Genomic DNA, 12,897 nt, shown 5'->3' with positions numbered 1-12,897 from the left:
TAACTCTGAAAAATAATTTTTGGAGATTTGGTTTCTGCTTTTTTTAAGCAAGCATTTTTACGTACATACTGTATGAATTGATGAGTAATAGCTTTCAACAAAAAAAGAAGAACGATTACTAACGGTTTTCTCTTTTGGTTTTAAGGTTTCATGTTTAAGTTACTTTTTCAAATAATAGGTAGTAATCAAAATATCTTGCTGGTGGTTACCAAATCCAGTACCGAACAATGTTAATCCTCCTTGATGCTTGGCATCATCTTCAACAGAAAAGCGTAATTTGATAAAAGATAGTTCACGTAGCTTCAAGTCTTCGATCGTCACATCAGAATAAGCTTCACCATCAATTCCGGTATCTAATTTATTGATGCGAAGATGCTTTAAAAGACCGTATTGACTGAAACTATCGTTCCACCATTCGGGCGTATAGCGTCCACGAATATCTGAAAAATTTCCAGGGACAGTGTAGACAGCTACTTTGACATCATTCACGTAGATGGAGATATCACTTGGCCAAACATTATTTGATAACGGAAATTCTGATGCAATTTCAAAACTAATTTCAAGCATTTCAGGTGTTTCATTTTCTTGTAATAAATTAGGTATTTTATACTCAACAAACCCACTACTGAACCATAACAATGACGCATCAACTCGTTTGGCGTCCATAAAATATTTCGGGTCATCTGCTTTACCAACCACATCTTCAATCGTCGCTAATCCACAAGTAGGTGTAACAGAAAAATCAGTAAAATGACCAAGTTTCAGGTTAGTAGAATAACGTTGAAATTCTTGATAAATTTTCTCTGGAAAACAAATATTAATATCATCGACTTTAAGGTAGACCATTTTTTTATTTCGATTGGCACCAACGCCACGCTCAGAATGTATCAAACCTGCATCTTCCATTTTTTGAATGTGTCTAGTGGTGATCGCACTACTGATTTCCAAATGTTTCGCAATCTCACCAATACTTTTTTTCTCGCTCCCGATAAATTTTAAAATTTCCAAACGGGTAGCACTAGCGAGGCATTCAAAAACAGGCAATGAACGTTCATCTAAAGAAAGTTCCATAATTTTCCATCTCCTATTTAACTAAAAAGTTAACAGATTATCTCTCAGTACGATTATATCCCAACACCTATTTAACTGTATAGTTGTTTTTGATAAACGTTGACAAAATAGTGTTGACTGCGCTTACATACGATGCTAATTTAGCAATGTACTAGTTGTTGAAAATAAAAAAATACTAAATGGTTCATTAGCCTAAAAATAATTTCGGTTGAAAATTAACTATTTAGTAAAATTGAGAGAGGGACAGAAAAATGAAAAAATTATTAGGTATGGCATTGGTGACGGGCGCTTGTTTGATGACATTAACAGCATGTGGCAGTTCTGGAAGTACGGGGTCGGCAAATGAAAAAGAAATCGTTTTTTGGAATCCATTCACAGGGGCGGACAGTTCAAACGTCAAGGCAATGATTGATGAGTATAACAAAACAGACCCTGAATATAAAATCAAAAATGTCTCGTTAAAAGAAACAGATATGTATACCAAAATCCCAACGGTCGTTAACTCAGGGAAAAATATCCCGGATTTGAATATTGTTCATGCAGAGCGAATTAAGCAGTATAAAGACAACGACATGCTAGAAAATTATGATGAAATTTTGGCTGATTTTCCCGAAGTCAAAGCCGAAAATTACGTGACTGAAGCATGGAATTTGGGTGAATTGGATGGTGTGCGATACAGCTTGCCACTTGATATCCACAACTGGGGAACTTATTACAATAAAGAACTGCTAGAAAAATATGCACCCAATGCTCTGGATGACAACATCTTGACATTTGATGAGATCAAAGAGGCAGGCGAAAAAGCAAAAGCTGATGACGTTCGAGGCGTAGCTGTTACTTGGATGAAACCCAATTACTTATCTACATTCAAGCAAGCGGGAGGCGAATTAACGGAAGATGGAACGGCACCAACCTTGGATACACCAGCGGCTAAGGAAGCAATGAATGCATGGGCTGATTTATATCAAGCTGGAGTTACAACAAAAGATGGGGAAGACCCAACGCAATTATACTTAGCTGGAAAACTACTCTTTTTCCCAGAAGGCATTTGGCTACAAAATAATATCAAAGATGCAAAATTTGAGTGGGGATTGACCAATTCACCACAACTAACAGCTGACGCAAGTAAAATAGTCAATTGGGCATCTTCCCATCAATTTGTGATGTTCAAGAACAAAGATCGTTCCGATGAGAAAACAAAAGGAATCATGGAATTTATCAATTGGTTGCGGACGAATTCACTTGAGTGGGCAAAAGCGGGACAAAATCCAGCAACGTTAGCAATTTTAGAGAATGAAGAATACCAAAAGATGCCACAATCATTCTTCATTGAAACACCTGAACAACAAGCAACACTTTCAATCTTTGACTATAAATATAATGGTTATGTTTCAGAGTACATTGATGCGCATGGTTTTGATACGATTTTTGGGAAACAGTCGGTGGCTGATTTCACGAAAGGGATGCAAAAAGAAGTTGTCGATAAAATTGCCAAGGATAGTTCCAATAAATAAATTTTTTTCACAAGTTATTTTGATTCAAGAAAGGATTGCGCAGTTATGATGACTTCTACGGAAACGATGTCAAGTACAGGCAAGGTAATCAAGAAAAAGAAATGGCTGCCTTGGATGTTCTTGGCACCACACTTAACGATTTTTACAATTTTTTTCTTACTACCTGTCATTTTTGGTTTGTATATTTCTTTAACAGACTGGGACTTATTCAACTCGCCGACATTTGTTGGCTTAGCTAATTATCAAGATCTTTTGTTTAATGAACAGTCTACTTTTTATGAACAATTGCGGATTGGGTTAAAAAATACATTTTTATTTGTTCTGTTTTCAGTGCCGAGCTGTATTATCGTTCCGTTGATTTTAGCAGCAGCATTAAATACGAAACCAAAATTAGCAAAACTATTTCAATCACTGTTTTATTTACCATCACTCTTTGCCATTTCTGCCGTAGTAATCATTTGGACGCTAATTTTTAATGTCAACTATGGTCCAATCAACACGATTTTACAATCTGACATTCCTTGGACTGGGACACAGCCCTATGCCTGGATTGCGTTAGTGGTTGTAACAGTTTGGTGGACAATTGGTGGAAATATGATTATCTATCAAGCAGCATTAAATGGCATTTCAAAAGATTTTTACGAGGCAGCCGATATTGATGGCGCTACGACGTTACAAAAATTTTTTAAAATTACTTTGCCAGCAATCAGAGGACAGATTTTATATACCGTAGTAATGACAACGATTGCACAGTTTAATGTTTACGGACAACCGCTAATGTTGACAGGTGGTGGACCAAACAACTCAACGCGAGTCTTATTGATGTATATCCAACAAAATGCGTTTGGTTCAGGACAATCAATTGCCGGAATGGCATCTGCGATGGCAGTCATTTTAGGTCTCTGTATCATGGTCGTTTCTGCGATTCAATTTAAGTTTTTACGAAAAGAGTAGGGGGAGACAAGATGAAGAAAAAGTCAATGTCTAAACTAATGGCATTTTGCTTTTTGCTTGTGATGGGGATTGTTTGGATGATTCCATTACTGTATGGTGTGTTGACATCATTTAAATCTGAGATGGAGCTGATGACAGCGGGGTTTAAGTTATTACCAATTGAATGGGTCTTAACGAACTACACAGAACTTTTAGTGAATAATTCAAGTACACCGTTAGTTAAATGGTTCTTTAATTCGTTATTCATCTCTGTTTCTCATACTCTTTTGGTGTTAGTTGTCGTCTCATTTTCGGCGTTTGCTTATAGCCGTTTAAGTTTTAGAGGTAAAAATGGACTTTTTTCCTTTTTGCTAGCAACGATGATGTTTCCGAGTGTAGTGAATTTGATTCCACTTTATAAAATCGTTGATATTTTAGGTTGGGTCAATACGCCATTGGCAATGATTGTCCCAGGAGCAGCTGGTGTATTCAACATTTTCTTAGTTAAGCAGTTTATGGATAATATTCCAAAAGACTTTGATGAAGCCGCACAGATTGATGGTGCGAGCGAATGGACGATTTTCCGTAGAATTATTTTACCTTTGATTAAACCAGTGTTATTAGTAGTAGCGTTATTTGCCTTTACGGGTTCTTGGAATGATTTCTTGTGGCCATCCATCGTATTTAATGATATTGAAAAAATGCCGATCACTTCAGGGTTACAACTTTTACAAGGCATGTACCAAGCGCAACCAACCTTGTTGATGGCGGGCGCTTTGGTGGCGATTATTCCGACTTTTATTTTGTACCTATTTGCTCAAAAATATTTTTTACAGTCGATGTCTTTATCTGCTGGTGTGAAAGGATAAGAGAAAATGGAACGAAAAAGAGAACGACAATTGATTCGAATGATGGGAATCTGGCAAATCCTTGATGGGGTGGTAACAATCGGAATTTATGGCTTGTACCAGCAACAAATCTTTTCTGGTATGGTCGAAAGTCATTTAGCACAATTGAAGGCAATTGATGCATTATTTGGGAATGTTTTCTTATTTGTCTGTACGTTTGGCACGTTATTGATTGGTTTAGGATTAGCAAATTTAGTCATTAGCCAACGATATGTAAAAGACAATCAGGTGAATATAAAAATAGGTGTGTACTTATTAGTTCAAGGCTTATTCTCTTATTTGATTCTGGACATCATTAGTTTGGCGTTAGGAATGACAGCAGGAATTATTTTACTTGCTAGAAATAAGGGAATTAAATTGAACGTTCAAAAATCTTAGTTGGGAGTTAAAAATATGATGCGTGAAGAGTATCCTCGTCCGCAATTTGTCCGTGAACACTTTGTCAATTTGAACGGAGTCTGGTCATTTGCTTTTGATGATGAAAACATTGGAATAAAAGAAAGGTGGTATTGTACACCTGAAAAACTTGATCAAACAATTGAAGTACCATTTGTTTATCAATCAGAGTTAAGTGGGATCAACCAACGTCAAATTCATGATGTTGTCTGGTACCAGCGAACATTTTCTTGGGAAAAACGGGAACAAAAAAGATGTTTCTTACATTTTGGTGCAGTGGATTATCGAGCGGATATTTATGTTAACGGTTGTTATGTTGGAAATCATCTTGGTGGGCAAACGTCATTTTCATTTGATATTACTGACTTTTTAATAACAGGAGAACAAAGTTTAGTTGTCCGTGCTTGGGACCCGCACGACGATGAAACGATTCCAAGAGGAAAACAATTTTGGGAAGCAGAGTCAAGAGGCATTTGGTATACGAATAGCACAGGGATCTGGCAAACCGTTTGGTTGGAAGAGGTGTCAGAAGAACATCTCGAAAAGATCGAATTAACACCAGACATTGACCAAGGAAATGTCTGTCTTGCGCTCACCGTACCAGCTGCGGCTGTTGGCCGAACGTTGCGCTATCAAATTTCGTTTAAAGATATCGTAATTTGTGAAGATCAGCTAACCATTTTTTCAACTTTCACCAAACGTTGGATTGATATTTATAATCAAAAAATTTTCCGTACCAACTTTCATGACCATGGGTGGACTTGGTCGCCTGAAAACCCAAATCTGTTTGATATTCGTTTTGAATTAGTTGATGGGAAAGAAGTGTTGGATCAAGTAACTAGTTATTTTGGGATGCGTAAAATTCATGTTGAAAACGGAATGATTTTCTTAAATAATCAACCCTATTATCAAAAGTTAGTATTAGACCAAGGCTATTGGCCTACGGGATTACTGACAGCTCCCGATGATAAAGCATTGATCAAGGATATTGAGTTAGCGAAGGAAATGGGATTTAACGGTTGTCGAAAACATCAGAAAGTGGAAGACCCACGATTTTTATATTGGGCAGACCAGCTAGGTTTTCTCGTTTGGGGAGAATGTGCATCCGCGCCTATTTATACGTCAGACGCGGCTTCTAGGCTGACCAAAGAATGGGTCGAGATTATTGAACGTGATTATAATCATCCGTCCATCGTAACGTGGGTTCCGCTAAATGAAAGCTGGGGAATTCCGGAAATCCATTTGAATACGCAACAACAAAGTTTTTCTAAAAGCATCTACAACTTTTTGCATGCGTTAGATACAACTCGTTTGGTTATTTCTAACGATGGTTGGGAAATGACTGAAACAGATATTTGCGCGATTCACAATTATAATCATGGTGAGGAAACTGAAACTGAAAAATACAATCATTTTAAACGAAGTTTAGCAAGCGTTGATGGATTGATCAACCATCCACCAGGGAAATGGGCAATTTTTGCTCAAGGATTTACCTATCAGAATCAACCGATTTTGTTGACTGAATTTGGGGGTATCGGCTATCAGGTGCAAGGTCAAAAAGGATGGGGTTATACTTCCGTAAATGACGGCACACAATTTCTTGCGGATTATAGTCGGATTATGCGAGCAGTTTATGAATCTAAAGCATTATGGGGTTATTGTTATACGCAGTTAACAGATGTAGAACAAGAAATTAATGGCTTGCTTACTTATGATCGACAAGCAAAAGTTTCTTTAAAGAAAATTAAGGAAATTAACGATCAATATCATCCAGAACGCATTTCTATTAAAAATCAATGGAGAAACGAGGCAGAATATGAATAACCTTCGACGAGAACACCCACGCCCACAATTCATTCGAAAAAATTGGACTTTGCTTGACGGCACTTGGGCATTTCAATTTGATGATGACAATCAAGGAATCCAACACCAATGGTACAAAGGAATTCCCAATACCGTTCTGATTACTGTACCTTTCACTTATGAAACAGAATTGAGTGGTATCAATGATCCTGCCCATCATTCTGTTGTATGGTATGAGAAGACAATTGATTTAGAGGAGCAAAAAAAGTACACCTTATTATTTGAAGGCGTTGATTATTTTAGCCAAATCTGGTTGAATGGCAAACAGATTGGCTCGCATCAGGGAGCTTACGAACGTTTCGAATTTGATTTAACGGAAGCGCTACCCGGTAAAAATCATTTGGTGATTCGTGTGGAAGATTCGCTTGCGGAGGACCAACCACGAGGAAAGCAGCGATGGTTAACGGATAATTTTGGTTGCTGGTATGTTCAAACAACGGGGATTTGGAAATCGGTTTGGTTGGAAGAACAGCAGTCAGAAATCCGATTGGCGTCAGTTAAAATGACGCCAGATTTAGCCAACGATCAGATTGTTTTTGAGCCACTTGTTAAAGAAGGGGCTACTTATCCAAAAAGAAGTTATTTATTTGAAGCGGAAGTCTCATTTGCTGAACAATTAATTAGTTCACATCGAGGATTACTAACTCATTCACTCACCCCAATTTCATTGCAAACAAAAGTCAAAGAGGACGGTTGCTGGGGAACGAAAGTCTGGTCGCCAGAAACGCCGCATTTATATGATGTCACTTTCCGTCTTTTCACTGAAGAAGGTGACTTATTAGATGAAGTATCCAGTTATTTCGGCATGCGTGATATTTCTATCAAGAAGGGACAAGTTTTATTGAACCATCATCAACTCTATCAGCGATTGATTTTGGATCAGGGTTATTGGAAAGAATCAGGAATCACACCGCCTTCGCTTGAAGCGCTGGAAGTAGATCTTGATCGGATTATAGAAATGGGTTACAACGGGTTAAGAAAACATCAAAAGATCGAAGATGAACGTTTTTTATATCTATGTGATGAAAAAGGTTTGTTGGTATGGTCTGAGATGGCATCAACTTATTTGTTTAACGATCAAGCAATGGAACGTTTTGTTGATGAGTGGCAAGCAATTATCCGCCAAAATTACAATCATCCATCAATCATTACTTGGGTACCATTTAATGAATCTTGGGGAATCAAAGGAATTGAACACGATCAACGACAACAACACTTCACTGAAAGTATCTACTATTTAACGAAATCTTTTGATAAACAACGACCAGTAATTACAAATGATGGTTGGGTCCATACCATTTCTGATATTTTGACATTACATGATTATGAAGAATATGGTGAACGTTTCACAGCACGGTATGAAAATAAGAAAGATTTTGTAACTAATGAACATCAGTTTAATCAAGATTTTTATGCTTTCGCTGATGGGTATCAGTACCAAAATCAACCAATCATTATTTCTGAATTTGGTGGGATTGCTTTCACAACCGAAAAGGCAGAAGACTGGGGTTATGGGAATCAAGTGAGGAATGAGAAACAATTTATGACACGTTTTGATGCCATCCATCAAGCGATTCAGGAGTTACCATTTATTACGGGGTATTGTTATACACAATTGACAGATGTTGAGCAAGAGGTAAACGGACTGTTAACTACGGATCGAAAACCAAAAGTTGATTTAGCTAAAGTGAAAGAAATCAATACAAGAAGAGTGAAGTAAGTCAAAAATAGTTGCGAATTAAAGTTGGGTTTAGTCACGGATGAAAGTGATGCCCAACTTTTTTATTGTTTAAAAGTTTGTGCACAAATGTGCAAGCGTATTCATTGTTTTGTATAGAAACTTATGGGAGAATAACTTGGGAAAAAAGGAGGGTCTAAAATGAAAGATGCGATCTATCTATCTCAAGCATTGAAAGAGAAGCAATTCAGCCAACAAGAGTTTCTTGAAGAAACAGCGAAAAAAGCAAAAAAACTGAATCCCGAATTAAATGCTTTTGTGACATTTGCTACTACTGATTTGCCTCAAAAAAAGACTGATTCATTATTAGCGGGAGTTCCTTTTCCGTTGAAGATGCTAGGGCAAGAGAAAAAAGGTTGGTTGGCGACATCTGGTTCTGTTTTGTTCCAAGATCATCGTGCTTCGATGAATTCAAACTATGTTCGACAAATTGAATCGCTTGGCTTGTTGCCGTTTGGACAAACGAATTCACCCGAATTCGGCTTTAAAAACATCACAGATCCTGTACTTTATGGTCCAGCAAGAAATCCATGGAATGTTGCTCATTCACCCGGTGGTTCAAGTGGTGGCGCAGCAGCGGCTGTAGCAGCCGGCATTGTGCCTATGGCGGGAGCAAGTGACGGTGGTGGTTCTGTTCGAATCCCGGCTTCCTTTTGTGGTCTGATTGGGCTAAAACCTTCAAGAGGAACGATGCCTGTGGGACCTTATGCATGGCGTGGTTGGCAAGGAGCAGCAATTGATTTTGGGTTAACGATTTCTATGCGGGATACGGAAGCATTATTTTATGGTTTACGTGGGACTGCTTCAGGTGCGCCTTATCAAGCATCACCAGCAGAATGGCAAACACATCCAGAGAAAAAAACGTTGCGTGTAGCGGTTTGTTCTGCCTCACCGATTGGTTCAACAATTAGTGAAGAAGCAAAACAAGCGATAAAACATGCGGTAGATTTTTTAGTTGAGCAAGGACATGACGTAGTAGAAGTTACTTATCCATTGGATGGTCGTCACTTGATTAATTCTTATTATCAAATGAATGCTGCTGAAACGGCAGCGATGATTACTTCGATTGAAGGAAGTCTTAAACGGTCGGTCAGACAAGAAGAATTAGAACCGATTTCATGGACGTTACTAGAATATGGGAAAAAAATCGCTGCTGCTACTTATATTGAATCCTTGCATGTTTGGGATCGTGCAGCGGTAACAATGGAAGAATTATTCCAAGAGTATGATCTGTTTCTTTCACCAACGACTGCGTTCTCAGCTCCAGAAATAGCAAAAGATTTACAAAGTGATCTGATTCGCGAGAAGATGAGTCAAGTTTCTGAACTGTCGGAAAAACAAGCATTTGATGTTGTTACGGAAATGTTTGAGGAAAGTTTGCAGATTACGCCTTATACTCAGTTAGCCAATCTAACTGGACAACCAGGTATCAGTTTGCCAACACATCTAACTGCTGAAGGGTTGCCATTAGGAATTCAGTTTATGGCAGCTAGAGGTCGCGAAGATCTTTTATTTACTATAGGAAAGTTATTTGAAGAAAATCAAAAATTTTATTTACCGAAAAATGTTCAATAGTGTGTGATTGTGATTCGTAGGAGGAAAAAATGAAAAAGTCAGTTTTTGCAATTATTTTAGTCAGTGGTTTATTCGCCTTAGCAGCTTGCGGCCAAGGAAGTTCTAAAACGTCAGAAGATAATAGTTTAAAGCAAGTGGAAGATAAGAAAGAAATGGTTGTTGCGACTTCAGGAACACTGTTCCCAGCATCTTATTATAACGATGATAATCAATTAGTTGGTTATGATGTTGACGTAGCAAAAGAAGTAGCGAAGCGTTTGGGTGTTGATATCTCGTTTAAAGAGTACAATGTTGATGGCCAAATTACTGCTGTATCTAAGCAAGCAGTTGACTTTGCAGCAAATGATTTTGGGATTACAAAAGAACGGGAGAAAAAATTCTCTTTATCTGATCCAATTAAATATTCTTTTGATAGTATGATCGTGCGTCAAAAAGATAATTCTGGGATTGCTTCTTTAGAAGATTTGAAAGGAAAGAAAGCTGCCGGTGAACCTAACACAAGTTATATGAAATTAGCAGAAAAATATGGTGCAGAATTAGTTACTTATGATAACGCGACGAATGATCAATATCTAACAGATGTTGCTAATGGACGAACAGATGTGATCTTAAATGATTATTACTTACAAAAGATGTCTGTAGCTGCGTTACCAGATATTCCAGTTAAAATTTTAGAAAACGTTTATTTCAATGCAAATAGTAGTGGCTTTTTGTTTAAAAAAGGGCATGATGCTTTAGAAGGAAAAGTGAACGAAACACTTAAGCAAATGAAAGAAGACGGGACATTGAAAACAATTTCTGAAGGTTATTTCCAAACCGATGTTTCAGTGAAACCAAAAGAAGAAATTGCTGAGACGGTGAGTGAATAATGTATTTTCCCGCAATTGATTTTCTTCTAATGTGGCAGTCCATCCCCTTTGTTTTACAAGGGCTGACTTATACGTTAGGAATCGGGGTCCTTTCTTTCTTATTAGGCAATGTTATTGGGATTTTATTAACAATACTTGGGTTAGTTCGCTGGCGACCTATTCGTTGGTTCGTCCGGTTTTATCTCTCTTTTTTTCGGGGAGTTCCTGCATTAGTATTACTTTTTTTACTGTATTTCGGCTTACCGTATCAACTGAGTGCCGTGACAGCATCGATTATTTGTTTTACGATTACAAGTAGTGCTTTTCTCGGTGAGATTTATCGTGGATCGTTAGCTGGTGTGCCTCAAGGACAATGGGATGCTGGCTTGGCTGGTGGTTTTTCTTTTTTGGGTGTTTTGCGTTATATTGTGTTGCCGCAAGCTTTTCGCATCTCGATTCCTGCACTAAGTAACGTAGCGATGGATTTGGTGAAAGGGACTTCTTTGGCAGCAACGATTACCGTTCCAGAAATTTTTCAAAAAGCAAAAATCATTGGTGGGCGGACATTTGACTATTTTTCGTTGTATATTTTAGTCGCTTTGGTTTATTGGCTGATTTGTATTGGAATTGAGAAAGTCCAACAACTATTAGAAAAGCATTATGCCAATCGTTTGATCCAATGAACATGAATAAATAATAACTGAAGTTGGGATAGAAAATGATCCTAGCTTCTTTTTTTATAAAAAATTGCTATTTCATTCTTCCTGTTAGATAATTTTCTTGAGAAGAAGTTATTTTTCGCACAATCTTCCTGCAAGAATGAGAAAAAAAGAGTCTTTTTCGAATAAGTTTTTGTCATGATGTGTTTCGTGCTACAATTTTTGTGCAAATAATTGAATGAACTGGGGGATAAACGTGAAGAAAAGAAGATTAGCTTTGTTAGGGCTTGGCTTATTTTTAGCAATTGGTATACAGACAGAACATGCACAAGCAGAAGAAATAGCAACAACTAGTGAAGGAAGCATTCCAATGTATCGCCTTTTCAACAAATATAGTGGTGAGCATTTATACACACGTAGTACGGGGGAAAGAGATAATTTGAAACGTGTTGGTTGGAATTACGAAGGTGTGGCATGGCAAGCCCCAACCAGTGGATCGCCCGTATATCGTTTATACAATCGCTATAATGGTGAACATTTTTATACGATCGATGCAGGAGAAAGAGATAAGATTTCCCATACTGGCTGGACCTATGAAGGGATCGCTTTTTATTCTTACAGTGGTGCTAATGGTGTACCAGTTACACGCTTATATAGTAAAAAAGTGAATTGGCATCATTATACGCTAGACAACAATGAGAAAAATATCATCAGCAAACAAGGGTGGAAAATCGAAGGTGTTGGCTGGTATGCAATGCCGAATAGCGCACCAGCCCCAGCCCCAAGCGAAGAAAAACTATTGAATGTGCCAGTTGTTTGGCAAGGAAATACGATGTTGTGTGAAGGTGCTTCATTACTACAAGGGTTACGTTATAAAGGAGTTACGAATCAAGACTTATTGACTTTCGTTAACTCGATGCCACGTACAAATGATAATAATCCATATCATGGATATTCTGGTGAATGGCGTCATAATGTTTCTGGTACTTATCAAGGAATGATGGCTGATCCGGTCGTCCAATGGGCGAAAAAAGTAGGTGGAAATACAGCAAATATTTCCGGAAAAGGAACGGCTGGAATTAAGAATGAGATTCGTAAAGGAAATCCAGTTGTTACTTGGATCACGTATAATTATGCTTCGCCGCAATTCAAACAAATGCCTTGGGGACGCGCCGTTTGGAATGGACATGTGGTATTAGTCGATGGGTTCAAAAATGGTGCATATCATGTTGTCGATCCTGTCTTTGGTGCAAAATGGATCAATGCGAGTACTTATGAGAATGCGTTTAATGTAACTGGTATGGCAGTAGCAGTTCGTTAATCAAATATGTTGAGAAAAGTTCGTTGGAGTGTGGCACTAGCTGTTGCACTCCTTTTTTGATTTACTGTTAA

11 protein-coding genes are annotated in these 12,897 nt (G+C 37.9%); 10 read left to right on the top strand and 1 reads right to left on the bottom strand.

The features are described from left to right. Positions 1 to 159: 159 nt before the first annotated feature. On the bottom strand, positions 160 to 1,071 hold the full coding sequence (locus IGJ76_RS07005; RefSeq protein ID WP_270607590.1) for an ArsR/SmtB family transcription factor: 912 nt from the start codon (positions 1,069 to 1,071) through the stop codon (positions 160 to 162). Positions 1,072 to 1,322: 251 nt separating this feature from the next. Here IGJ76_RS07005 and IGJ76_RS07000 point away from each other — a divergent pair, with 251 nt between their 5' ends. The 10 genes from IGJ76_RS07000 to IGJ76_RS06955 all read left to right on the top strand — a co-directional run bounded on the left by IGJ76_RS07000 (position 1,323) and on the right by IGJ76_RS06955 (position 12,826). Beyond that, positions 1,323 to 2,585, top strand: coding sequence for an extracellular solute-binding protein (locus tag IGJ76_RS07000; RefSeq protein WP_067482130.1), 1,263 nt, complete (start codon positions 1,323 to 1,325; stop codon positions 2,583 to 2,585). A gap of 48 nt (positions 2,586 to 2,633) precedes the next feature. Continuing rightward, a complete protein-coding gene (locus tag IGJ76_RS06995; protein ID WP_370629936.1) occupies positions 2,634 to 3,539 on the top strand; it encodes a carbohydrate ABC transporter permease in 906 nt (301 codons plus the stop codon). An 11-nt stretch (positions 3,540 to 3,550) separates the two neighbouring features. After that, positions 3,551 to 4,387, top strand: coding sequence for a carbohydrate ABC transporter permease (locus IGJ76_RS06990; protein WP_067482128.1), 837 nt, complete (start codon positions 3,551 to 3,553; stop codon positions 4,385 to 4,387). Positions 4,388 to 4,393: 6 nt separating this feature from the next. Continuing rightward, complete coding sequence (locus tag IGJ76_RS06985; protein ID WP_067482126.1) at positions 4,394 to 4,804, top strand: hypothetical protein; 411 nt, start codon at positions 4,394 to 4,396, stop codon at positions 4,802 to 4,804. Between the two features lie 15 nt (positions 4,805 to 4,819). Then, the gene (locus IGJ76_RS06980; RefSeq protein ID WP_075491131.1) at positions 4,820 to 6,646 is read left to right on the top strand and encodes a glycoside hydrolase family 2 protein; all 1,827 of its coding nucleotides are present in this window, start codon (positions 4,820 to 4,822) and stop codon (positions 6,644 to 6,646) included. Further along, the gene (locus IGJ76_RS06975) at positions 6,639 to 8,405 is read left to right on the top strand and encodes a glycoside hydrolase family 2 protein (RefSeq protein ID WP_430596512.1); all 1,767 of its coding nucleotides are present in this window, start codon (positions 6,639 to 6,641) and stop codon (positions 8,403 to 8,405) included. The genes IGJ76_RS06980 and IGJ76_RS06975 overlap by 8 nt, the downstream gene beginning before the upstream one ends. Before the next feature lie 159 nt (positions 8,406 to 8,564). Further along, positions 8,565 to 9,998, top strand: a complete 1,434-nt coding sequence (locus IGJ76_RS06970; protein WP_270607596.1) for an amidase — start codon at positions 8,565 to 8,567, stop codon at positions 9,996 to 9,998. Positions 9,999 to 10,027: 29 nt separating this feature from the next. Continuing rightward, the gene (locus IGJ76_RS06965) at positions 10,028 to 10,867 is read left to right on the top strand and encodes a transporter substrate-binding domain-containing protein (RefSeq protein WP_067482118.1); all 840 of its coding nucleotides are present in this window, start codon (positions 10,028 to 10,030) and stop codon (positions 10,865 to 10,867) included. Beyond that, on the top strand, positions 10,867 to 11,529 hold the full coding sequence (locus IGJ76_RS06960) for an amino acid ABC transporter permease (protein ID WP_075491139.1): 663 nt from the start codon (positions 10,867 to 10,869) through the stop codon (positions 11,527 to 11,529). Before IGJ76_RS06965 ends, IGJ76_RS06960 begins: the two co-directional genes overlap by 1 nt. Positions 11,530 to 11,809: 280 nt before the next feature. Then, on the top strand, positions 11,810 to 12,826 hold the full coding sequence (locus tag IGJ76_RS06955) for a C39 family peptidase (RefSeq protein ID WP_075491174.1): 1,017 nt from the start codon (positions 11,810 to 11,812) through the stop codon (positions 12,824 to 12,826). Positions 12,827 to 12,897 lie beyond the last annotated feature (71 nt).

The sequence above is a fragment of the Enterococcus sp. DIV0175 genome, from assembly GCF_050529075.1.
GTDB lineage: Bacteria > Bacillota > Bacilli > Lactobacillales > Enterococcaceae > Enterococcus_B > Enterococcus_B thailandicus.
The sequence above is the reverse complement of the archived record's forward strand: the minus strand, read 5'-3'. Positions and strand labels throughout refer to the sequence as shown.